This window comes from Polaribacter dokdonensis, from assembly GCF_024362345.1.
GTDB lineage: Bacteria > Bacteroidota > Bacteroidia > Flavobacteriales > Flavobacteriaceae > Polaribacter > Polaribacter dokdonensis.
The window spans coordinates 2,038,087-2,063,036 of the sequence record NZ_CP101505.1 but is presented as its reverse complement, the minus strand read 5'-3'; the positions used below and the strand labels follow the sequence as shown (position 1 = coordinate 2,063,036).

16 protein-coding genes are annotated in these 24,950 nt (G+C 30.1%); 10 read left to right on the top strand and 6 right to left on the bottom strand.

Annotated elements, in window-relative coordinates; translation table 11 throughout:
* The first annotated feature begins 166 nt into the window (after positions 1–166).
* The 10 genes from LPB302_RS09060 (at position 167) to LPB302_RS09015 (ending at position 14,605) form a co-directional block, all read left to right on the top strand.
* Positions 167–997: a hypothetical protein gene (locus LPB302_RS09060; RefSeq protein ID WP_053973847.1), complete on the top strand. Its 831-nt coding sequence runs from the start codon at positions 167–169 to the stop codon at positions 995–997.
* Positions 998–1,206: 209 nt separating this feature from the next.
* Positions 1,207–2,058 (top strand): hypothetical protein, encoded by an 852-nt coding sequence (locus LPB302_RS09055; protein ID WP_053973848.1) that lies wholly within the window; start codon positions 1,207–1,209, stop codon positions 2,056–2,058.
* Positions 2,058–2,723 carry an NUMOD1 domain-containing DNA-binding protein gene (locus LPB302_RS09050; protein WP_053973849.1) on the top strand — a complete coding sequence of 222 codons (666 nt, stop codon included), beginning with the start codon at positions 2,058–2,060 and terminating at the stop codon, positions 2,721–2,723. Before LPB302_RS09055 ends, LPB302_RS09050 begins: the two co-directional genes overlap by 1 nt.
* A gap of 112 nt (positions 2,724–2,835) precedes the next feature.
* On the top strand, positions 2,836–4,347 hold the full coding sequence (locus LPB302_RS09045) for a class I SAM-dependent DNA methyltransferase (RefSeq protein WP_053973850.1): 1,512 nt from the start codon (positions 2,836–2,838) through the stop codon (positions 4,345–4,347).
* Positions 4,348–4,349: 2 nt separating this feature from the next.
* Positions 4,350–5,543, top strand: a complete 1,194-nt coding sequence (locus LPB302_RS09040; RefSeq protein WP_074613509.1) for a restriction endonuclease subunit S — start codon at positions 4,350–4,352, stop codon at positions 5,541–5,543.
* Positions 5,540–7,369, top strand: a complete 1,830-nt coding sequence (locus LPB302_RS09035; protein WP_053973851.1) for a glycine zipper domain-containing protein — start codon at positions 5,540–5,542, stop codon at positions 7,367–7,369. Before LPB302_RS09040 ends, LPB302_RS09035 begins: the two co-directional genes overlap by 4 nt.
* Positions 7,370–7,414: 45 nt before the next feature.
* Positions 7,415–8,254: a DUF2971 domain-containing protein gene (locus LPB302_RS09030; protein ID WP_143032683.1), complete on the top strand. Its 840-nt coding sequence runs from the start codon at positions 7,415–7,417 to the stop codon at positions 8,252–8,254.
* Positions 8,251–10,497, top strand: coding sequence for a DUF262 domain-containing protein (locus LPB302_RS09025; RefSeq protein WP_053973853.1), 2,247 nt, complete (start codon positions 8,251–8,253; stop codon positions 10,495–10,497). The genes LPB302_RS09030 and LPB302_RS09025 overlap by 4 nt, the downstream gene beginning before the upstream one ends.
* A gap of 5 nt (positions 10,498–10,502) precedes the next feature.
* Positions 10,503–13,622, top strand: a complete 3,120-nt coding sequence (locus tag LPB302_RS09020; protein WP_053973854.1) for a type I restriction endonuclease subunit R — start codon at positions 10,503–10,505, stop codon at positions 13,620–13,622.
* A 53-nt stretch (positions 13,623–13,675) separates the two neighbouring features.
* Positions 13,676–14,605, top strand: a complete 930-nt coding sequence (locus tag LPB302_RS09015) for a hypothetical protein (protein WP_053973855.1) — start codon at positions 13,676–13,678, stop codon at positions 14,603–14,605.
* Between the two features lie 182 nt (positions 14,606–14,787).
* On the opposite strand, the gene LPB302_RS09010 is transcribed toward LPB302_RS09015, so the two are convergent.
* The 6 genes from LPB302_RS09010 to LPB302_RS08985 all read right to left on the bottom strand — a co-directional run bounded on the left by LPB302_RS09010 (position 14,788) and on the right by LPB302_RS08985 (position 24,799).
* On the bottom strand, positions 14,788–15,081 hold the full coding sequence (locus tag LPB302_RS09010; protein ID WP_053973856.1) for a hypothetical protein: 294 nt from the start codon (positions 15,079–15,081) through the stop codon (positions 14,788–14,790).
* Complete coding sequence (locus LPB302_RS09005) at positions 15,078–15,926, bottom strand: N-acetylglucosamine kinase (RefSeq protein WP_053973857.1); 849 nt, start codon at positions 15,924–15,926, stop codon at positions 15,078–15,080. Before LPB302_RS09005 ends, LPB302_RS09010 begins: the two co-directional genes overlap by 4 nt.
* Before the next feature lie 5 nt (positions 15,927–15,931).
* A complete protein-coding gene (locus LPB302_RS09000; protein WP_053973858.1) occupies positions 15,932–17,980 on the bottom strand; it encodes a beta-N-acetylhexosaminidase in 2,049 nt (682 codons plus the stop codon).
* A 133-nt stretch (positions 17,981–18,113) separates the two neighbouring features.
* Positions 18,114–20,036: a glucosamine-6-phosphate deaminase gene (gene nagB / locus LPB302_RS08995; protein ID WP_082329766.1), complete on the bottom strand. Its 1,923-nt coding sequence runs from the start codon at positions 20,034–20,036 to the stop codon at positions 18,114–18,116.
* Between the two features lie 95 nt (positions 20,037–20,131).
* The gene (locus LPB302_RS08990) at positions 20,132–21,658 is read right to left on the bottom strand and encodes a SusD/RagB family nutrient-binding outer membrane lipoprotein (protein ID WP_074613507.1); all 1,527 of its coding nucleotides are present in this window, start codon (positions 21,656–21,658) and stop codon (positions 20,132–20,134) included.
* Between the two features lie 12 nt (positions 21,659–21,670).
* The gene (locus LPB302_RS08985) at positions 21,671–24,799 is read right to left on the bottom strand and encodes a SusC/RagA family TonB-linked outer membrane protein (protein ID WP_082329767.1); all 3,129 of its coding nucleotides are present in this window, start codon (positions 24,797–24,799) and stop codon (positions 21,671–21,673) included.
* Positions 24,800–24,950: the final 151 nt, after the last annotated feature.

Genomic DNA, 24,950 nt, shown 5'->3' with positions numbered 1-24,950 from the left:
GGAAATTAGTTTTTCCTCTTCTAACCCCAAACTATAGTTTTTGTATATTTTTTTGCTAAGTATTTAGATAAGGTATTATTATAAATAGCTAAAAATTGTCATGGTTTAAATGTTTCTAACTACTTTTATTTTTCTAGCTAAGTGTAGAAAGTTAAAATTTATAAGTTTGAGTTTAATAGAAAAAGCAAAATTTTTAGATAATTTTTTGGATATAAGGTACTTAGAAAAAGAATATACTAGGGAAATTTATGATTTGAAAGGTTGGGATTATGAAGGCATTATTATTAATACTGAAGATTATGTAACTACCTTTTTTTCTGCAGATGGTTATGAGTATGAAGTAAAGATGAATTTTGAAAAATATCAGGAAAATAAGTTTAGATCTACTCTTAATGAAATTAAGGAGAGCTTTAGGAATGAATATAGTTTAAGTTTAATACCACTTGCAGAAAAAATTGCTTATGGAACTTCTTTTAAGGAACATTTAGAAAATAAGTTAGAAAAATTCAGGAATCATAAAATAGGAAAGAAATATAGTACTTTACTTTTAGAGTTCATAAATGAATTTTCCATTGAATTTGTGGACGTAATAGATACTAAGTCCAAGAATTCATCTTTTTACTTTTTAAAGACAGTTGCTCATAGAGATACTCTAAATAAACTATACAGAATAACACTAAAGGAAGGCTTGATTTCTAGTGACACCAAACAATTAACTTTCCTTAAGCTATTTGATAATCTTGAAGTACAAAATAGAGTAACTTGGATTGGAAGTACTTCAGAATTAAAATACTTCATTAAACTTATTAATAAAACAGAATTAGGCTTTGAAGATAAGGGAGTATATAAATGGAGAATTGCAGTTAAGTGTTTTGTTAAGGTAAGTGTGAGATCTTTGAAAGAAATTACTTATAAGGACTTAAGAACTTACAAAATAACAGACAATACAAATCAGAAATTAGATAGACTTTTACTTAATGCTATATTACCTGTTTAATTTACTGCGTGTTTACTACGCTAAATTATTTTTATCATTTTTATTTAATAAATTGCTTTAATAAGGTCCTAATTATTCAAGTAATTCAACAATAAATATAAACTACAGATATACTACGTTATTGAATTTAGAAGTGAAAAATTGCCTTTTATACTCATATTTTTGTCTCGGAAAACCTCTCAATTGATAGGTTAAATAAAACAAATATTATGGATTTCAAAAAGTCAAATTCATTTATTAAGTCTAATAGAGTTATTAGATATAAACTAGGGGAGAAGGCAGCTGATATTCTAGCTGTATTAGTTTATAAACAAGGATACTGGAAAAGTGTTGGGAAATTGACCAGTAAAGGAGGAAGCGATTGCTTTTACATTAGTTTAGCTGACCTTAAAGCTGAAACTTGTTTTAGTGAAAAAGTAATCACCAAAAACATAAAAATTTTAGTTGAAGCAGGTCTTGTTATTTCAATTAGACCAGGTTTAGGTAGACCAAATCTATATTCTGTCAATCATGATTTAGTTGATGCCTATGTAATTAAGTTTAGTGCAGAATTTGGTAAATGGCAAACTAAAGTAAGAGAAAGCTCTAAAGGCTTTGGTGTTAAAGAGAGTAGCCCAAATAGCCCTTCAGTGCCAGCTTATAAGGTATTTCAAGAAGTTTCAAAAGAGGACACAACTAATAACAAGATTACTAATAACAAGAATACTAATAATCTTACTAACCGAGCAAGCTCGGAGAGAGAATTTGAATTAGAAGAGTTGTTTGAATCCTTGATTGAAAAGTTCAGGTATTCAGAAGAAGAATTAAAAAATGAAGATTTGAATTCAATTTTTGAATTGCTGGTAAAATTAGTGCCAGAATTCCAATACTTTAAAATGTCAGAATCTGATAAAGATTTAATAATCCAAATGATAGAGAGTGAAATTGAATCTGATAGTTTATTTTTTAAGTTATACCAAAATGCAGAACATATTCAAAAAAATGAAAAGGAGGCAAGGTTTGGTAATTTGTTTGTGGGAATTCCGAATATGATTGATAATTTTAATAATGCTGTGCTATAATGAAAAAGATAAATAACAAGATTGTATATAGGGTTCAGAATAAGCAAAATAATAAATGTTACATAGGGATTACGGAAAAAACTTTAGAAGAAAGAAAAAAGGATCATCTAGCAAAATCTAAGAAAGGTAAAAGCTATGCATTTCAGCATGCAATTGCAACTCATGGAGTAAATGCTTTTAAGTGGGAGCAAATTGATACAGCCACAACTTCTAATGAATTAGCTAATAAAGAAAAAGAATATATTTTAAAGTATAATTCAAAAGAAGAAGGGTACAACCAGTCTCAAGGTGGAGAAATTAAAAAAACTGTGTATCAATATGATATTAAAACAGGTTTGTTGTTAAATAAGTATCCTAATTTAACCATTGCAGGAGCTGTAATAAACTTAACCAAACAAAACTTGTCAAGTGTATGTCTAAATGTAAATAATTCTGCAGGTGGCTTTTATTGGAGCTATGATTGTTATGATAAATTTCCTTTACCAAAAGATAAAAGGAAAAAAAAAGTAGTTCAATATACTATAAAAGAAAACTTTGTAAAAGAATTCAATTCTGTGTCAGAAGCATCAAAGCAAACTGGTTTTAATAAAACAAGCATTGCCAAAGTGTGCAGAGGGGAAAGAAAAAGTTGTGGTGGGTTTAAATGGAAATACGCTAAAAGTTAGAGGCTTAGAGAGGGTGGTGTCTTTCATCACCTTCTTTTAATTTAAATCCTTTCTTTATTCCAATTAACTTTCTTAACTTTAAATTCAAAAATTGTATTAATTACACTACTTAATGGCAAAAAAAAACAACACAGTCAGTTTTGAACAACAATTGTTTAAAGCTGCAGATAAGTTGCGTAAAAATATTGACGCAGCAGAATATAAATATGTAGTTCTTGGTTTAGTCTTTATCAAATATATATCTGAAAGTTTTGATGAGCTCTATCAAAAATTAGAAGCAGACGAATGGTCAGATCCAGAAGATAGAGATGAGTATTTAGCAGAAAATGTATTCTTTGTACCACAAACTGCAAGGTGGTCTCACATCCATAACAATGCTAAGTTGCCAACTATTGGTCAGATTATAGATGAAGCTATGGATGCTATAGAAAGTGAAAATAAAGAGCTTAAAAATGTACTGCCTAAAGTATATGGAAAAGCTAATTTAGACAAAGCTTCTTTAGGGCAATTGATTGATTTAATTTCCAATACAGAATTACAGGCTGAAAATGAAAAATCTAAAGATTTATTTGGTAGAGTATATGAGTATTTTCTAGGAGAATTTGCAAATGCAGAAGGTAAAAAAGGAGGGCAATTCTACACTCCAAAAGCTATTGTAAAGCTTATGGTAGAAATGATAGAACCTTATAAAGGTAGAGTGTATGACCCTGCTTGTGGTTCTGGAGGTATGTTTGTAATGAGTGAAAAATTTGTTACAGAACATCAAGGAAAAATTTCTGATATTACTGTTTATGGACAAGAAAGTAACCAAACTACTTGGAAGCTTTCTAAAATGAACCTTGCCATTAGAAACATTAACTCTGAGTTTGTGGTCTGGAACACAGAAGGCTCTTTTTTAAAAGATGCGCACCCAGATTTAAAAGCAGATTACATATTAGCTAACCCACCTTTTAACCAAAAAGACTGGGGAATTAACATATTGCAAGAAGATGCACGTTGGAAATTTGGAGCACCACCAAATGGTAATGCCAACTATGGTTGGATGATGCATATGCTGTATCATTTAGCACCAACAGGAGTAATGGCAACAGTATTAGCTAATGGTTCTTTAAGTTCTAATACTTCTGGTGAAGGCAAAATAAGAGAAAACTTAGTAGAGCAAGATTTGGTAGAGTGTATAGTAGCTTTACCTAAGCAACTATTTTATAACACAGGCATACCTGCTTGTATTTGGTACCTACGAAGAGAAAAAGCTAACCATAGCAAAGAAATTTTATTTATAGATGCCTCAGAAATGGGCTATATGAAAGATAGAGTTCACAGAGATTTAGCAGAAGAAGATATAGATCTTATTACTGAAACCTACCATAATTGGCGTAAAGGTGAAAGTTACGAAGATGTAAAAGGCTACTGTAAATCTGCAACAATAGAAGAAGTACAAAAACACAAACACGTGCTAACTCCTGGTAGATATGTGGGCATACCAGATGAAGAAGATGATGGTATCCCTTTTGAAGATAAAATGGCAGATTTGTCTGCTACTTTAAAAGAGCAAATGGATAAAGAAGCTGAGTTGAACCAAGAAATTAAAGAACAACTTGCTAATATTGGGGTAAATATATAAGTATGGGGGTTGAAAATAATATACCAAAAGGTTGGGAGGTAATTAATTTAGGTGAACTCATTGATATATATAATCATAAAAGAATACCATTAAGTACTAAAACTAGAAGTAAAAGGAAAGGTGATTATCCATACTATGGAGCTTCTAATATTGTTGATTATATAGATGATTATATTTTTGATGGTGAGTTTTTGTTAATTTCAGAAGATGGTGAGAATTTAAACACTAGAAACACTCCTATAGCTTTTATAGCCAAAGGCAAGTTTTGGGTTAATAATCACGCACATATAACAAAAGGTAAATCAGAACATTTAACTAAATATCTAGAATTATATTTTAAGAAATTAAACGTTTCAGGTTTCATAACTGGAGCTGTACAGCCAAAACTATCAAAAGGAAATTTAGTTGATATTCCTATTTTAATCTCAAAATCAACTAAAGAACAAAAAGCCATTGCAAAAGTATTAACAGCATTTGATGATAAAATAGCGTTACTTCAAGCCCAAAACAAAACCTTAGAAACTATGGCTCAAACTATTTTTAAAGAATGGTTTGGTAAATACCAAATTGGTGATGAGTTACCTGAGGGTTGGAGAGTTGATACTTTGGAAAATGTTTCGAATGAAATAACAAGAGGATTTACCACTAAATATGTTGAAAAAAGTAATTTAATTAATTTAAATCAAAAGGTTAATAAAGGGAGGTATTTAGAAAAGCAACATTTTAAATATTATGCAGACGATACTATTGTTCCAGAAAATAAGTTTATAAAAAAACATGATATTTTATTAAATTCCTTAGGTCAAGGAACTTTAGGCAGAGTTCATTTTTATACTGAAGAAACTGTTAATGTAGTTGCAGACCAACATATTTCTATTTTGAGGTTTGAAAAAGAACTAAGTTTTTATATTTATCAAGTATTGGCATCAAAAACAGGTCAATTCAGACTTGAAAATGAAATAACAGGTTCTACAGGTATGCTAATGTTAAATGTAGGTAAAGTAAGAAATTTTGAAGTAATAATGCCAAATAAAGTATTACTTCAAAAATTTACAGATATGGTTATGCCCTTTTATGAAAAACTAGCTATTAACAATTCCCAAATCCAATCCCTTAAAAAAACCAGAGATACTTTATTACCAAAATTAATGAGTGGTCAGGTTAGGGTTAAAAATTTAAATACTATTACCTCTTGAGTTGGATAGATTACATATTACCTTACAGGTTGTGGTTAAAACACAAACATGCTGTTAAAATAAAAAACACAGAAAAAGAGTATCTACCAAAAACTTATAATACCTCAGTAGTACTTTTAGAGTATCGAAATAAAATAGAGGAAATACATAAAGAGTCTACTAATTTTAAAGAGCATTACAGTCTTACAAATGAACTAAAAAAGTCTTTTGAAGATATCAACGCAAACTTCTTAAAAAGTAATGCTCCATTCATTGCTGCTGGTTCTGAAGCAGCATTGTTTTTAGGGCAAGATGTGTATCAAGCTTATCAAGCTGTAGATGAATATGTTTATGAAGGCATGTCTAAGTTATCTGGTGAGAATTTAGAAAACATTGCAGACTTATCAACCAAAGTGCAAACATACGACCATAATTTTTGGGATGGCTTTTCAAACCAAGGAATAAGCAAAGTTGGAGGTCATATTGGGGAAGCATATGCAGCAAATAGTTTACAAGATAAAGGATTAGATGTGCAGTGGGCAGGAGAATCAAACCAATCAGGTTGGGATTTATTAGTAAGTGGACATGAAATGAATGTTAAAACTGTAGCAGATGCAAATTCATTAAGTCAACATTTTAATAATTATCCAGATATACCAGTAATCATTCCTGGAGATGTGGCAAATATTCCTGAAAATGCCATTAATGTTGGTAGTGAAGCTGGTGTAGAGGAATTAAATAAAGCACTTATTGAAGGGCAAGAAAATCTTATAGTTGTAGACCCTTCTATTTCTGGAGAACAAATTATGAGTCAAACAGAGCAAGCCACTGATTTTTTATCTGGAGCAGTAGATGTTTTTGAAACTTATGTTCCAGTAATAACAGCAGGTCTTTCTAGCTTTAGAGAAATTGACTTAATTACTAAGGGACATACATCTTTATTAAATGCATCAAAAAACATAGGGCTAGATGTTGCAGGTACTGGGGGTGGAGGTACAACAGGTGCTTATGGAGGTGCAGCATTAGGGTCTTTAATTTTTCCTGGAGTAGGAACAGTTGTAGGAGGATTACTTGGTGGTATAGGTGGTGCAATACTAGGAAGAAAGGCATCTGATTCAGTTAAAAAACGCTCTTTTAAAAAAGCTTTTGATAACTATAGCAGTGCATTAAGTAGTTTTAATTTTAAAAAAAATAGAGCCATAAAAAAAACAAACTCAAAAATATTTGAGTTTAAAAGTGCAGAAAGTAGAGTTGTTTATAAAGAGAAGGAAAATGCAAAAAAAGAAATTTTATTATTAAACGATAAGATTAAGAGCTTTAGAAAAAAACAATTCGAAGTATCTAAAGAAGAATTGCATGATATGTGTACAGTAGGAATTCGTGAAATAAACATCTATATAGCTAGTATAGACTTAGAAAAAAATAAGAAAAATTATTTAATGGCTATATTTTTTCCAACTGCAGAAGATTTCTCATGTAACAAAGCCATTAAGAGCTTAAATGAAATGAAAGCTAAGCTTAACAATTTCCTCGAATCTAAGTTTAAAAAAAATGGAGTTGAGTTAATTAAAGTTTTTTCTGAGTATGGCTTACTTAAGGAAGAAACAATTAAATTTTTATCTGAGCGTGAATTAGAACGTGTAAAATTAGAAGAAGAACAACGCTTAAAAATTGAGCAGTTAATAAAAAAAGTTGTTAAGAAGAGACATATTGCTATAACTAATATTTCAAAATTTATAACAGAAGAAACAAAAAAAACACAAGATTATATTAAAAGTCAAACATCAGATGTATTGGAAAAAATGGAGCTTGTTAACATAGAAAAAATGAAGTTAGGTATTAAATAAATTAACGAATTAGGAGAATTTTAATTTTTTTTTAAGCGGTTTAAGATGATAAGAACATTTTTCAATATGGATAACGCAAAAGAAGATTTTTGGTTACACAGGTATTCTAATGCTAATTTCTTAGAGAAAATGTTTAGTAATGGTGCTTTAAACTTAAAATTTACAAAAGCTATTAATTTCGAAGACCCACTAGAAGGTTGGGATTTAAGAAATCCTAAAATTAAAAAAGGGATGGATGAAACAATTGCTTTTTACAATAGAGGGATTGATGATAGTTGTACTATTGAAAATTTATCAGGAATCTTAAGTTTTTTTACTGACACTAGATTAGATGTGTTAAAAAATATAGTTTTAAAATTAAAAAATTATAATGAAAATAGAAATTCCACTTTTATAAGCTCTTGGTTCAAAACGGATACAATAGAAGAAGAAAATAGAGCTATGTGGAGGTTGTATGGTAATAATGAAGAGGGTGTTAGAATTTCTGTTAAATGGTCAGATTTGAAACAAGCTTTATTAAAATTTAATGAGAATTTTGAAGTTGGTCTTGTAGATTATGGGATGAATACTAAACAGCAAAATCTTTTTTTCACAAAAGATATATCCTATAAACATGAGAATGAGTTTAGAATACTTTTTTATAATAAAAAAGCCATTGAGGATCAATTCATAAAATTAGACAATCTTAAAGTGCATACAACGGTTAGAAGCATGTATAATAAAGACTGTTATACAAACAGGTTGAAAAAACTGGGCTTAGAAAAAGGTTTTGATACCAATAATAAATTAACCTATGATGAATCACATCTATTTTATGAAAGTAAACAAGTAGATTGGTCAGTTGTTTTAGATATTATTAATAGAGAAATATTAAGGAATAAATGAAAAATGTACAAAAACCAGAAAAAATACACCTTGGAAAACTTGTAGAAGAAATTAAAAAAGGAAGATTTGTAATTCCTGACTTTCAAAGAGAGTTTGATTGGCAACCCTGGGATGTAAGAGATTTAATAAAATCTATTTTTATGGATTATTATATTGGAACACTTCTGCTATGGGAAGGTAATAAAGAGAACTATAAAAAATTAGGTTGTGCCAATTTATATGCTTTTGAAAACCAATCTGACCCAGAGTATATTGTGTTAGATGGTCAACAAAGATTATCTGCATTGCATTACGCTTTTTTTCAACCAGATGTAAATTTTAGAAATAGGAAAAATCCTATGTACTTCTTTATCAATTTACGTGAGTTAATTAAAGAAGAATTTGAAGAAGCTTTCTATTATCATAGCAGAACTATTTATTACAATCAATTAGCCTCTGAGACAAAACTTCAATATGAAACACATACATTTCCATTAGGAATAATGCAACAAGGCTCTTGGGGTATTGACGATTGGATTAAAGGATATAGAGATTTTTGGGCTCTAAAAGCAGATGATGAAGAGAATAAAGAGCAAAAAGAAATTTATAAAGCTTATTCAGACTCAGCTTTAAAAATTAGAGAAACTTTTTCAGATTTACTTAATAATTATCAAATAAGCTACATTTCTTTAGCCAAAGAGCTAGAATTAAATAAAGTGTGTGATATTTTTACGCATATCAACTCTAAAGGAAAACCATTAGACACTTTTGATTTATTGAATTCTATTACAAGAAAAGAAGATATTTATCTAAAAGATATGTATAGAAATGCATCTAAGAAATTAGATGACCTATCCTATCCTGGATTTGAGGTTAAAACTCAAATTTTAATGGTAATGTCTATTATAAAACAAAATTATTGCAGTCCCAAGTATTTATATTATTTAGTTCCACAAGAGAAAAAGAAAATAAAAGATAAAGATGGACAAAATATAGAAATTACTCTTATAGAGAATAAAGAAAAGTTTGTTTCACTTTGGGATACTGCAGTTACTGCAATAGATAAATGTTTTGATAGTCTTAAAAATCAAAGAGAATTTGGTGCAATCACAGCAAAATTTCTTCCTTACCCATCAATAGTTCCTTGTTTATCTGCTATTAAATATTATGTAAAAACCTCTGATTTAAAAAATAAAGTAGATATTCATTCTAAGATTAAAAAATGGTATTGGTCATCCATATTTTTAAATAGATACTCTAGTGCTGTAGAGAGTACATCTACCAAAGATTATATAGATTTAAAAAAATGGTTTGAAGATGATGATTTAGAATTAGAAGCAGTTACAGATTTTGCTGCGAATTATAAAAGCTTAGACCTACACAAAGAAACAAGAAGTGGTTCTGCAATTTATAAGGCTATTTTTAATCTCATAATATTAAATGGAGCTAGAGACTGGGAGTCTTTTGAATTACCAGAATATGAAGGTTTAGATGACCATCATATTGTTCCAAAAAGTTGGGGAAAAGAAAATGAGCTTGGTCAAAAAATAAATACCATTTTAAATAGAACACCAATTTCTGGGGATACCAATCGAAAAATAATTAGAGATTCTTTACCAAATGTTTATATAAAAAATATGTTTGATAATAATGATGAAGAAAAGGTATATAGAGTTTTAGAAACACATCTAATTAGTAAAAAAGCTGTTGAAATACTGTTAAGAAATAATTTCTCAGTAGATGATTATAACGAATTTATTGAAGAAAGAAAACACACAATTTTAGAAACAATAAACAATAAATTAATTGAACAGAAAATTGAATTACCAGAACACTTAAAGAAAATTAACTCTGATATTGAAGTTATAGAGCTAACATTAAGAAAAATAATTGAAGAAAAATTAGAGTTAAAATCAAGAATTGATATAAAAGAAAAAATACCTTCAAATATTTATGAAAAATTAGTTCTCAAAATAAATAGAGCAAAAAAGAAAAATCCAAACTTAGTTCAGCAAAATATAGATGATGCTAAATATTGGATGCAATTTTCAGATTTACAAGAGTTACAGCAAATTATTACATCAAAAGTATTTTGGGGTTTATTTGAGGAATTATTTATAAACAAGGAAAATTTAACCTCTGAGTTTAATGATGTAGCTAATTTAAGAAATGCTTTACGTCACTCTAGAGATGTAGATATCATTACAAAAATGAAGGGAGAAGCTTCTATTTTATGGTTTAATCAGCAACTAACAATAAAATAATTTTTATGCTTAACGAGAACACTATAGAAGTTGCTTTTATTGAACAATTAGTAAATCAAGGTTTTACTTATTATCCAGGTCCAGAAATTGCTCCCTATTCAGATAATCCTCAAAGAAAAAGTTTTGATAGTGTGGTTTTAGAAGAGCAATTTAGACAGACTTTGTCACTTCTGAACCCATCTTTTCCAGAACATTCAATTACTGAAGCATATAACAAAGTTCTCAATTTAGGGACTGAAGACATCATGCTAAATAATGAGGTATTTCATAACTATTTAACAACTGGTGTTACTGTAGAGTTTACAAAAGATGGAGTTACTAAAGGTAAAAATATTCAATTAATAGACTTTGATAATCCAGAGAACAATACTTTTTGGGTAGTCAATCAACTAGTTATAAAAGAGAATAAAACTGAGAAGAGATTAGATGCAGTTATTTATGTTAATGGCTTGCCATTAGTAGTAGTAGAATTAAAAAATGCAACCAATGAAACAGCTACTGTTAGAAAAGCTTTTACACAAATTCAAAATTACAAAACTGCAGTACCTAGTATATTTTATTACAATGCACTTTGCATTATATCAGATGGTATAGATGCAAAAACTTCTAGCTTATCTGCACCTTTTACACGTTATTTAAATTGGAAAGCTCCAATAGAAACTAATGGTTTAAAAACTGAATTACAAACTTTAACTGAGCACATGTTAAATAAAAATGTGTTACTCAATTTAATTAAATATTGTACAGTTTTTGAAAGTGAAGAGAAAGTAGATAATAATACTGGACTTATATCTATCTCTAAAATAAAAAAGGTTGCAGCTTATCATCAATACTATGCAGTACAGAAAGCAGTTGAGCAAACAATAAGAGCTACAAATAAAGAAATAGGGAATAGAAAAGTAGGTGTAATTTGGCATACACAAGGAAGTGGTAAATCATTATCAATGGTGTTTTATAGTGGTAAAATTATCACACATCCAAAAATGGGAAATCCCACTATAGTTATTCTAACTGATAGAAATGATTTAGATGATCAACTATTTTCAACTTTTGGTAATTGTATAAGTTTGTTAAGACAAACTCCAATACAAGCATCAAGTAGAGAACATTTAAAAGAATTACTAAAAGTTTCTGGAGGAGGTGTTATTTTTACTACTATACAAAAATTCAGCCCAGAAGAAGGTAATATATATGATACCTTATCAGAAAGAACCAATATTGTTGTGGTGGCAGATGAAGCCCATAGAAGTCAGTATGGCTTTAAAGGAAGAGTGGTAGAATTAGAGGAAGGTTCAGAAATTAGGTATGGGAATGCTAAGTATTTAAGAGACGCTTTACCAAATGCATCTTATATAGGTTTTACAGGAACACCAATAGAAAAGGAAGATAAATCTACACCTGCAGTATTTGGAGATTACATTGATGTATATGATATTAAACAAGCTGTAGATGATGGTTCTACTGTTCCTTTAAGCTATGAGTCTAGATTAGTCAAAATTAAACTTGATAAAAAAGTTAGTGAAGATGTAGATTCTCTTGTAGATGAGATATCTGGAGCAACTGAGGAGCAGATAGAAAAATCTAAAAAGAAAAATGCTACCATTAATTCTATTGTGGGGCACCCAGATAGGCTAAAAGATGTTGCAGAAGATATTGTTTCTCATTTTGAAGCTAGACAGCAAGTTTTTGAAGGTAAGGCTATGATTGTTGGAATGACACGTCAAATATGTGTTGATTTGTATGCTCAAATAGTAAAATTAAAACCAGAATGGCATAATAATGATTTAGAGAAAGGCACCATAAAAGTTATTATGACCAGTTCTTCTGATGACCCACAAAGCTTTCAGCCACATCATTCAACAAAGCAACAGAGAAAGAATCTAGCTATAAGAATGAAAGACCCAAATGATGAGCTAAAATTAGTTATTGTTAGGGATATGTGGTTAACAGGGTTTGATGCTCCTAGTATGCATACCATGTATGTAGATAAAAAAATGCAGGGAGCTAATTTAATGCAAGCTATTGCTAGAGTAAACAGGGTATATAAAGATAAACCTGGAGGTTTAATTGTAGATTATATAGGTATTGGTCAAGAATTAAGAAATGCAATGGCTACTTATCTACAAAGTGGAGGAGAAGGTAAAGCTTATGTAGATATTTCTGAGGCAATTGCAATGATGAAAGAAAAATTTGAAATTGTTGAACAGATGTTCCATAATTACAACTATAAAGAATATTTCAGTGCTCCTACTAATCAAAAATTACAAATTCTATTAGGTGCTCAAAACTTTATATTATCAGATCAAAAGTTAAGGGATAGGTTTGTGAAAGAAGTACTTTCGTTATCAAAACTTTTTGCTATGTCTATTCCAAGTTTTGAAGCAGAAGCCATTAAAGATGATGTAGCCTTTTTTCAAGCTGTAAAAGCAAGGATAAGTAAGTTCTCTACCTCTGGAGTTAAATCAGATTATGAAGTAGACACAGCTATTAAGCAAATTGTAGATGAGGCTTTAGCAAGTGATGGTGTAATTGATGTTTTTAAAGCTGCAGGAATAGAAGCTCCATCAGTTGGGATTTTATCAGATGAGTTTTTGTTGGAAGTAAAAAATATGAAGCAAAAAAATGTTGCTTTTGAATTGCTAAAGAAACTGTTGAGTGATGATGTAAGAGTTAGGAAAACTAAAAATATAGCACAAGCAAAGAAGTTCTCAGAAATGATTGAAAGTGTTGTAAAGAAATACCATAACAATCAAATTGATTCTGCTCAAGTATTAGAAGAATTGTCTGCTATTGCAAGAGAAATGAGGTTAGAAGATAGCAAAGCAGAACAGTTAGGTTTAACAGAAGAAGAATATGCCTTTTACAGTGTTTTAAATCAAAATGATTCTACTAAAATGTTAGAAGACCACAAGATGAAAGAATTGATTCATCATATTGTAGATATTATTAGAAAAAATGCAACTGTAGATTGGAGTAAAAGAAGTGATGTTAGAGCAAAATTAAGATTAACAGTACGTAAGATTTTAATACGTTATGGTTATCCACCAGATGTCGCTAGAATGGAGGCAGATAGAGTTTTAGAACAAAGTGAAGTGTTGGCTGAAAGCTTGACTGAAAAGTTTTAGTGTTTCATGATGACCTTAATATTGTATATTACATATAATCAAAAATTTTAGCTATGAAAAAGTGTTTATTATTATTTTGTGTTTTAAGTTCAATTAATTGTTTTAGTCAGTTTATTGATGGAAATAAAGATGTGATTTTTCAATTGGATAAAGCTGAAAGTTCACAGCTAAAATTTAATGGGAATGAATTGTCATTTGAAGGGAATTATTTGAGGTTACTAAGGTTTTACAAAGTGGAAGCAGACACAAGTGCAGTAAAGGTTGATGTTGTAGGATTTAAAATAGGACTAACTAATGAAAGTAAGATTTTAGATGTAAGTAAAATTAGTGATTTTGGATTTAGCGCAGAGACAAGTTATAAATGGACGTTAAGAGATAGCATTTATAGTAATAGGTCTGTTTTTACTGGTAGAATTGGAGTTAGATTTCAAGTAGATAAATTTAAATTATATGACCCACTTACATCAGAAATAGGAAATGAATCTCCTTCACAGTTTTCATTGGTGGGTAATTTAACTAGGTATTTTAAAAACTATAAATTTGCTATAGCAGTTAATGGTTCTTATAATTTGCATTCCTACAATAAAGATGAATTATTGAATTACAAGAAAAATTCAGATATTATTCAAGACAATAATGTTACTGCATTTAAAGATTTTGATGGGAAATATGGTACAATTAGAGATGATCTTGAAGGAGGGAGACTCTCATTATCAGTTCCTATATTTTTTTCAAATAGAATTCTAAATTGGTCAAGAGCTCCTTATGTAATATTAGCACCTTATTTTGCAACTAGATTTGTAAATGGTTCAAATCCATCTCAAAATACTGGTTTAAGCATGAATTTTCTCAGAGAAAAGGCTTTTTCAGATAATAAGTATAACTTGCCTTCATCTTTAGGTTTGGGGTTTGATTGGGGTTATAAAAATGGCTCATGGTCGAGTATGAATTTGTTTTTGTCTGGCAGTATTACATTTGATTAGGCAGTCTTTTAGGAGTACATAAAAAATAAAGTAGAGGTAAGTACTATAAACACTAACAAATATAAACATGGTTCGAGTCCATGTGGGACCACAACTAAAAACCTCAACATATTTGTTTTCAAATAGTTGAGGTTTTTTAATATCCGTAATTTAGGTATAAATATTTAGGGGAAAGTTGATTTTTAATTATGCATTGTTAGTAAGTGATTGTATAAAGAATCTACTGAATTAAATAATTGCAAACCTTCTTCACTAATTGTTGCTTCTACATTTATTTCTGCTTCAAAACTACTATCTGATTTTTTTAATTGAGTTACAGACAACTTTTTATAAGGAAAATAGACTGTAAAACATTCAGAATCATCTTGTAAATACAAATCAAATTCTCCACTCAGCCAATTTAAAAACCGTTGATAAATAGTACTATTTTTAAATGTTTTTTTACAAGAAAATAAGTGAGGCTCTATTTTTTTCAATGAATATTTATTTTATGTTCTACAATATGATCTACAGGGCTTTTTATAAAAAGACCTCCAGTAATTCCTCTTTCTGCTAAAACTTGTTTGATTAGTTTTTGACCATAAAAAGCTATAGAACCCACAAAATGAACAGGTACATGTTTTAAAGCTTCTCTGTGCTTTAAAACATGATGATCTACAAACGTTCTAAAACCATTTAAAAGAAGTTCTTGTATAAATTTATGTTCTTGATATTTGAAAAGAAAAGGAGCAAAGCTGGCCAAGTATTTATTGGGTCTTTTTGATTGATATAATCCTTTTAAAACATCACCTTCTTTCAAAGCATATTCTGTATTAAATAATGCAGCTAATTCATTTGGCATTTTGGAATAATAGTAACTTTTAAGAAGTTCTTTACCATAATAATTTCCACTAGCTTCATCCATTAAAAGATAACCTAAGGCTGGTGTTTTCATATGTATATGTTGTCCGTCAAAATAACAACAGTTAGAGCCTGTGCCTAAAATACAAACTACAGCAGGTGATTTTGTAGTTGCTATAACTGCAGCCATAGTATCTTCTTTAGTAATGCATGTTGCATTTTCGAAATAAGACTCTAAAATAAGATTCACCTTTTGCTGATTGTCTTTAGAACCACAACCAGCTCCAAAAAACTTTATTTCTTTTACTTGATCTTTAACTTTATTAAGTGCTTTGCTAGAGGATACAATTTTTAAGAAATCTTTCTTGCTTAGCACAGCAGGATTTAAACCTTTTGTACTAATTTTTGTAGGATTAGTTTCTTGATTGTTATAAAGAATCCAATCGCATTTTGTAGAACCACTATCAGCAATTAAAATCATAATTTTTAATTTTTATAATTTGTTTTGCAGTAGTTTGCTAGATTTTCCAAGGCATTAACAATAACAACTTCTGTATCAGCCACAGGTAATTTTAAAGTAGCAATAGCATTTTGTAGCTTAAGTAAATCTGATTTTGAAACTGCTGTGTTTTCAATACTATTTTGAAGAACATTACAAGCTATAGATAGGTTTTTAGATAACTCTTCTAAAGAATTTAATTTTGGATTTTTATCAAGCTTTGCAAATTTAGTATAATTATTAGCCCATTTTTTCAGATATGAAAGTACATGTGCTGTATTTGTTCTGTTCTGTACTTTTAAGAAATTAGAAACTTTTCTATTAAAAACTATAGCATCTTCAGCATCAGCAGAACAAGCATCTGCAAACAGATTAAAAGATGAAAAGGTTTTGTATTCTATACCATCTTTGTTTCTTGCGTATATTTTTAAAGGTTCGCAAATTTTTGCCAAATCTTGTATAGAATTTATGTTTTGATTATGACTTATGCTTCTTAATATTACATCTCTATTTTTAATATGAGTAAGACCTAATTCTTCTAACTGATAAGAAATTTTTGACAGACGTTTTCTCATATTATCTACATCTTTAACATCTTTTGTAGACCAAAAACGCTCAGCAATTGCAGCAGTTCTAGGCCAAATTCTTGAATCTATAGTTTGTGGTGTAACAAGTTCACTCCACATTGTAGCTTCACCACCTAAAACTTTAGATAATTCTTCTTTATTTAACTTGATATCACCAATTGGGTCTACAGAATAATGATGTTCTACAGATAACATTCTATCTATATAATAACCATTAGAAAGCACTGTTTGATACCCTTTTTTAGCAGCTTCTATTAAAGAACCACCATTAGCAACACCCTCATTTTCTCCACGCCAAGAATGTATAACTGCAGTTGTTGGCATATTTGGAGTTAGAATTTCATCCCAACCCATAAGTTTTTTACCTAGTTTTTTCAGAATTTTTTCTAATCTGATATTAAAATAAGTTTGTAATTCGTGATTGTTTTTAAGTTTATGTTTGTCTTTAAATTTAGCAATCTCTTGATTTTGATCCCAATGTTTACCTTCATTTTCATCACCTCCAATATGAAAATATTGATCTGGAAATAATGGCGTAATTTCTGTAAATAGGTTTTCTAAAAACGTATATGTTATTTCTTTTGATGGATTTAATGTAGGATGAAAAACACCTGCAAAACGCTCAATAGAATAGTTATAATTTTCTTTACTCCCTAATTCTGGATAAGCAGTTAAAATAGCAGATGCATGCCCAGGAACATCAATTTCTGGAATTACTCTTATACCTAAATTATCTGCAAAAGCAACCACATCTTTTATTTGATTTTGTGTGTAATACAATCCATCTGAAGCTAATTCTTGTAATTTTGGATATACTTTAGATTCGATTCTAAACCCTTGATCATCTGTTAAATGCCAATGAAAAACATTGATTTTTACAGAAGCCATAGCTTCTAAGTTTCTTTTGATAACAGCTATTGGCTGAAAATGTCTTGAGACATCTATCATTAAACCTCTCCATACAAATCTTGGAGCATCATTAATTGATACACTTGGAAAATAGTAGTTTCTTGTATTATGTTGCGTAAGTTGTAGTAAAGTTTCTAAGCCTCTTAAAATTCCAATATCAGATTTGGCAGTAATATCTATTTTAGATGCACTAATTTCTAAAAGATAAGACTCATCTGTTCTTAAATCTAATTTACTAATAGTATCGTAAATTAAATTAATACTTCCTTTTTCATTGTATACAGGAAAGCCTTCATTTAGAAAAACACCTGTTCTATTAGCAAGTCTTCTTAAAAAACGAATAGCTCCTTTTTGAACTCTTTCTGACTTTTCTGAATTAATAGAAACCGTAAGATTTTCATCAATTAAAAATTGAGATGAGTACTCAGTAATCTCTTTAGGCCAAGGCATTAAATCGTATTTATTTGAAAGGGCATCTTGTGCCTGTATAAATTGGTTAGAACCTTGTATTAGTAAAAGTATAATTATGATTTTCTTCATATGTTTTCTGCTGAAGTCTCTTTTTGGGGTGAAAGCAAACTCGATTTTTTGTGTAATTCTTATAGCAATTGTCTGTAAATTATTAGAATGTATTTGTTCTTATATCCATAAGAACAAATACCTCTAATTTTATTTAAAAATGATAACGTTTAAATGCTTCTATGGCTGCATAATCTGCTAAACCAAGATCGTTATATTTTTTGGCTGTTAACCTGTTTCTATCTTCTGCACGTACCCAAAATTCTCTAGAATCACTTCCTTGAAACATTACTCCATCTTTTTGTGATTGATGAAAAAATATAGCATGACGTTTTCTTAAAACTTGATCTGGACTCATAGGCACAGCCATATCTATTTGATAAGATTCCCATTCGTGCCAAGCACCTTTATATAACCAAACCCAACAATCGTTCATATACTTTTGATGCTTTAGCACGCTTAGGGATTCAAAAATAGCATCTAAACATACCTTGTGTGTTCCATGAGGATCTGCCAAATCTCCTGCAGCATATATTTGATGAGGTTTTATCTCATCAATTAAATTACACATGATATTAATATCTTCTTCTGTAATGTTTTTCTTTTTTATAGTACCAGTTTCGTAAAATGGAAGATTTAAAAAATGTACATTTTTGTCCTCTAGACCTAAGTATCTGGTTGCAGCTAAAGATTCACTTCTTCTGATAAAGCCTTTTAAACTTCTAACTTCTTCAGAATCCACATCATTTTCTGTTTTTATTTTTAGAAATTTAATTATGTTTTGAGTTTCTTTACAATCTGGGCAAAGCGTTTGTGTAACTTCTGCAAATTTTAGTGCTTCTTCATCAGAAACAGCGATGTTACCAGAAGTTTGATATGCTATATGCACCTCATGTCCTTGTTGAACCAATCTATCAAAAGTACCTCCCATAGATATTACATCATCATCTGGATGAGGACTGAAAATAATAACTCGCTTTTTTGGAATTGTGGCACGTTCAGGCCTTTTAGAATCATCTGCATTTGGTTTTCCTCCAGGCCAACCTGTAATTGTATTTTGTAATTTATTAAACATCTTAATGTTTAAATTGTAAGATGTACCTTCTTCTGTTAGAAGGCCAGACATACCATAATCATTATAGTTTTTGTCTGTTAATTTTAAGATAGATTTATTTAAAAGTTCTGCTAACCAAAGAACAGCCTTCATTTTTAAAGCATCATCCCAAGCACAAGAAGTTACTAACCAAGGTGTTTTTACACGGGTTAATTCTGATGAAGCACCTTCGTCTATAATAAAGGTAGTATTATCATGATTTTGTAAATAGGTAGCAGGTACTTCAGAGGTAATTTCACCCTCAATAGTTTCTTTTAAAATTTCTGCTTTGTTAGACCCCCAACCTAATAGCACAATTCTTTTTGCAGCTAAAACAGTACCAATACCCATTGTAATGGCTTTTCTTGGCACATTATCTATACCTAAAAAAGTTGGTGCAGCATCTACTCTTGTTATGTGGTCTAAGGTTATACTTCTAGTACCCGAATTTAGGTGAGAACCAGGTTCATTAAAACCAATATGACCTGTTCTACCAATACCTAATAATTGAAAATCTAAACCTCCATAAGCTTTAATTTTCATCTCATAATCTATACAAGATTGGTATAAATCTTCACTACTTACATTACCATCTGGAATGTTAATGTTTTCTGGAAGAATATCAATATGATTAAATAAATGCTCATGCATGAAATAAAAATAACTCTGAATGTTATTCTTATCCATAGGATAATATTCATCTAGGTTAAAAGTGATAACATTTGCAAAGCTTAAGCCCTCTTCACGATGCATTCTAATCAATTCTTCATACACTCTTATGGGTGATGAACCAGTAGCTAAACCTAAAACACAAGGTTTGTTTTTACTTTCTTTTGTTCTGATTAATTCTGCTATTTCTTGAGCAACAAGAACTGATGCTTCTTTAGAGTTTTCGAAAATAATATTGTGTATTTTTTCGAAACGAGTTTCTTCAAACTTTCCTGCAGGAGTATAAGCAATGCTTTTATAATCTGTAACTTTCACAATAATTTTATTTTATAAGTAATACATTTTAATAAAAGCAAACGAAAAACAATGTCTTCCGTTTGCTAAATCAATAAAGACAAATTATAATTGTTTTAGTTTTTATCCCACCAAATTGCAGTGGTCATTTCATCTGCACCTTGAGCAGTAATTGCAGCATTTACATTGTCTGCGTTAGAAACTGCTTCTGTACTTGAATATGGTAATCTTTTAGGAATAGCTCCATTATTAGGTTGTGTTACCCAAAAATTTGTATTGTCTGTTAAATCTGGGATAAGGTTTGTTCTTCTAACAAGTGCCCAAGCTTCATAACCATTCATTAAAGAGTTTAACCATCTTTGGTTCCAAATCATAGTTAATTGTTCTGAATTAGAACCAGTTAAATTTGCAACAGGTTCGTTAGTTATAAAGTCAGATGCGTCTGATGCTTCTACTTGCCAAAAATTCATACTTGCTCTAATTCCTTCTTGATATAGGGCATTTGCATTACCTCCATAACCAAGTATTGCAGCCTCTGCTTGTAAAAAGTAAGATTCGCTTGCAGATAAAACTTTTACAGGTACAATATCTGCAACTTCTGTTGTAGAGTTACCTATAATTAAAGATGAAGGTGTTACTAATTCATCTCTCGCAATTTGAGTTCTAGAACCAATTGCTGAACCTTGATACATGTTTCCAATAGCAGAAGGAATTGCTACTTTTTCTAGTCTAGGATCATTATTATTATCTAATAAATCTAAATATCTTTTAGCAATAGTAAATTTAGAACCAATACCTCCAAAACCATGATACACGTCTTCGAAACCACCATCTAAAAATGATAAAATTAAAGCAGATTCTGAACGTTTAAGAAGTGCTTGATTAGTTTCATCTATTAAAGGGTTTGATAAACACTCAGCAATTACCTGATCTACATAGGCTTGATCACCATCTGCAATAAATGCATCTCTACCTCTCAATGCCATTCTTAGGCGTAAAGTATTTGCAAAAGTTTTCCATTTTTGAGGATCTCCTTGATAAACATAATCTCCTTCTGCACCTGCAATTATTGTAGTAGAACTACCAATAGCATCAATTTGAACTTTTAAATCGTCTATAATTCCTTTATATATTGATGATTGAGAATCATATGTTGGTTTAGGGTTCTCTAAAATTAGTTCTGCACCAATTACATCACTATAAGGAATGTCTCCATAAATGTCTGTCATTTTTTGAAAAAACCAAGACATCATTATTTTTGAAACAGCTACACCATTAGTATCATTAGTTTCTGTATAAGTCTTTAGAAGATTTCTACTACTTAGTGTAACTTTTTTATATGAGTTGTCAAAAATTGCGTTCGTCCAACCTTGATTGTTTTGAAAAGCATCTGCTCCAAACCAAGCCCCAGCATAATTGTAGCTTAATTGATTGGCAAATTGGCTTGAGTAAATTAAATTACCTCTCCAAGTAAGAAATCTTGGTTCTGCAAATTCGTAATACTGAACAGCAGCCATAATACCTTGCACAGGTGCTTCAGTTGGGTTATATGGGTCTGTGTTGATTTCTTCAAAACCATCTGTACAACCCAAAAATAATGTTGATGCTATAAAACTAGTAGCTATAAATTTTAATATTTTCATCTTTTAATTAGTTTAGAATGATACATTTAATTTGATTCCATGACTAGATGTTGATGGGAATCCAAAATATTCAACACCACTAAAGCTATTATTAAACCCAGTTTCTGGATCAAAATTTGCTGTGTTTTTATGTAAGATTGCTAAATTTCTACCAAAATAACTTAATGATAATCTAGAGATATTTAGTTTATCTAAAACTGTGGTAGGGAAATTATAACTAACAGATAACTCTCTTAGTTTAACAAAACTTGCATCTTGTACCCAACGTTCTGAAATTTGTCCTAAACGTCCCCAGTATTCTTGTGGATTTACACCTCTAGCAGCTACATCTGCGTCTAAAGTTCCGTCTATTACAGCTCCACTTGGTACTAGTATTCCATTTCCTCCAGTAAAGTATTCTCTACCTTCTAAAGTAATTTCATCTGTTCCTGAAGTTGCACGAACCATATCTGAAAAAGAGAATACATCTCCACCAAACTTAGCATCTAACAAAATAGATAATGAGAAATTTTTATAAGTAAAAGTGTTTCTTAAGTTTGCTAAAGCATCTGGGTTTGTAGAACCTATTTTATCAATTCCACCAACCATAGGTAATCCATTAGAATCGTAAACAATATTGCCATCAGTATCTCTTTCGTAAGTAGAACCAAATAAAGACCAAAGAGGGTCTCCTAGTTTACCTCCAACTTGAACAACATCATTAAATTGACGCTCTCTTACTTGAACTTCTATTCCTTGTGCTAATTCTTCTATTTTACTAATGTTTTTAGAGAAGTTAACATCTGTAGTCCAATTGAAATCTTTAGCTTTAATGATGTCAGCAGATAAACCTAATTCGAATCCTCTGTTATTAATTAAACCAGCATTAATTACTTGCTCATTAGCTCCACTTGATGGAGGTAAAGAAAGTTCTAAAATTTGATTTTTAGTATCTATATTATAATAAGTAGCATTAAATGATAAGCGATCATCAAAGAAACGAGCATCAAAACCAAACTCTACGTTTGTAGAAATTTCTGCTACTAAATTAGGATTTCTTAATGAAGCTCCAGCACCAGCTCCTTCTTCATTTACACCAAAGAAATAAAATAACTGACTATTATATTCTGATGAAGATATTAAATAAGTATTCTGCAAATTATAAGGGTCTGTAGCATTACCTGTTTTTGCATAACCTGCTCTTAATTTTAAGTAGCTAAGAGAAGTATTGTCTACTAAACTTGGTATAGCATCACTTAATACTAAACTACCACCTACAGATGGGTAGAAAAAAGAGGCATTATCTATTGGTAATGTAGAAGACCAATCATTACGTGCTGTAACTTCTAAAAAGGCATAATTTTTATAGCCAAATGTTGCAGAACCAAAAACAGAGTTTGATTTACTTCTTACTAAAGAAGGGTTTATGTTTTTAGATTTAAAATTGTTGAAAGAAAAGAAATTATCTTGTACAAAAGTTTCTCCTACAGTTACAATCGATTTAAAACTACTATTAATTTGGTTTAAACCAAATGCAGCTGTTAGAGAAAAATCATCACTAAGCTCAGTATTATAATTTAATAATAAATCATAACTAGTTGTTTTTGATGTAGTATTAAACTCATCTAACTTTCCATTTGGAGCAATATCAAAAGCACCTTTTTCTCTATAAATAAAAGCATTTGTAAATGATAAATCTTGAGAAGCTCTTGCATTTAATTTTAAGCCTTCTAATAAGTCTATATCTAAACTAATTAAACCAATATATCTGTTAGTTTCATCTTCATTTAATAAAGTATTAGTAGCATAAAAAGGATTCATTGTAAAGCTACCTGCCCAATTATTAGGAGTACCATCTGCTTTTAAATAATTATTTGCTAACAAACTATTAGAGATGTTTCTAGGTTTTGTAGAAAGCGCTTTTATTGTATTTGATTGACCATCTGTTAATTCTGGTCTATTTTCTCCTTTTTGTCTGGTGTAATCTATTTTACCAGAAACTCTAATTTTGTCATTAACATCTATACCTGCTTTTAAACCAAAATTATGTCTGTTTAAAGTGGCACCTTTTTGTATAGATTCGTTTGATAAATTACCATAAGATAATTTAAAATCTGTACCATTTTTTGCTTGAGATACAATAACACTATTTGTAAATGTTGTACCTGTGTTGTAGAAGTCTTTAAAGTCTCCTGGATTTGCAGAATATTCTGCAGTACCAACACCATCAAAACGTTCTCTTTGAGTACCATCTAATCTTGGACCCCAACTACCACCATCAATAATATTGTATTCTAAAGTATTAGTTGCTGTATCGTATCTTCCTTGACCATATTGATTTTGAAATTTAGGGCTTACTAAAACATTATCAAAAGAAGCAGCAGAACTAACATCTACTTTTACTTTTCCAGATTTTCCAGATTTTGTAGTTATTAAGATAACACCATTTGCACCTCTATAACCATATAAAGCTGTTGCGTTTCCAGATTTTAGAACAGATATTCTTTCAATATCATCTGGGTTTATATTAGAAAAACCATCACCAAAGTCAAATCCACCAGCAAAATCTCCTTGTCCAATGTTGGTATTACTAACCACAACACCATCAATTACAATTAAGGGTTGGTTACTACCACTTAAAGAGCTAATACCTCTAATGGTAATATTGGTAGACGAACCAGGACCAGTTGCACCAGATCTAATTTCTACACCTGCAACTTTTCCTCTTAAGGCTGTAGCCATATTTGGATCTGCAGCAACAGTTAAGTCTTCACTATTTACTTCTTGTACTAAATAACCTAGTTTTTTTGCTTCACGCTTTATACCAAAAGCAGTAATTACAACTTCATCTAATTGACCTGCATCATCTTCTAATGCTACATTTATTGTAGTTTGGTTTGCAACTGTTTTCTTTTGGGTTTTCATTCCTAGGTAAGCGTAAACTAATACGTCTCCAACATTTGCTTTCAATGTATAGTTTCCATCAAAATCAGTTTCTGTACCAACAGTTGTACCTTCTATCATAACAGTTACTCCTGGAAGTGGAATGTTATCAGTTTTAGAAGTTACAGTTCCTGAAATTTCTTTCTTTTGCGCAAAAGAACTTTGTGCAAATAACACTAAAAAAGAAAACAAGAAAAGTAATCGTAAATTGTGTTTCATAATTTAAATATTTTATGTTTTAAGTTGAGCCAAACTATTCATTATCAAAATTGTTTTAAAAAAAAATATCTAAACAACATCGTTTTACAGACAAACAACTTCGTTTTATCTATTAGCGTTTTTAGTAAAATAATGTATTGTCAATTTTATT

Bases quoted from the DNA above. Each gene is read 5' to 3' on its own strand.
- LPB302_RS09055 (WP_053973848.1), top strand. From the start codon at position 1,207: ATGGATTTCAAAAAGTCAAATTCATTTATTAAGTCTAATAGAGTTATT.
- LPB302_RS09050 (WP_053973849.1), top strand. From the start codon at position 2,058: ATGAAAAAGATAAATAACAAGATTGTATATAGGGTTCAGAATAAGCAA.
- LPB302_RS09045 (WP_053973850.1), top strand. From the start codon at position 2,836: ATGGCAAAAAAAAACAACACAGTCAGTTTTGAACAACAATTGTTTAAA.
- LPB302_RS09040 (WP_074613509.1), top strand. From the start codon at position 4,350: ATGGGGGTTGAAAATAATATACCAAAAGGTTGGGAGGTAATTAATTTA.
- LPB302_RS09030 (WP_143032683.1), top strand. From the start codon at position 7,415: ATGATAAGAACATTTTTCAATATGGATAACGCAAAAGAAGATTTTTGG.
- LPB302_RS09025 (WP_053973853.1), top strand. From the start codon at position 8,251: ATGAAAAATGTACAAAAACCAGAAAAAATACACCTTGGAAAACTTGTA.
- LPB302_RS09020 (WP_053973854.1), top strand. From the start codon at position 10,503: ATGCTTAACGAGAACACTATAGAAGTTGCTTTTATTGAACAATTAGTA.
- LPB302_RS09015 (WP_053973855.1), top strand. From the start codon at position 13,676: ATGAAAAAGTGTTTATTATTATTTTGTGTTTTAAGTTCAATTAATTGT.
- LPB302_RS09005 (WP_053973857.1), bottom strand. From the start codon at position 15,926: ATGATTTTAATTGCTGATAGTGGTTCTACAAAATGCGATTGGATTCTT.
- LPB302_RS09000 (WP_053973858.1), bottom strand. From the start codon at position 17,980: ATGAAGAAAATCATAATTATACTTTTACTAATACAAGGTTCTAACCAA.
- LPB302_RS08990 (WP_074613507.1), bottom strand. From the start codon at position 21,658: ATGAAAATATTAAAATTTATAGCTACTAGTTTTATAGCATCAACATTA.
- LPB302_RS08985 (WP_082329767.1), bottom strand. From the start codon at position 24,799: ATGAAACACAATTTACGATTACTTTTCTTGTTTTCTTTTTTAGTGTTA.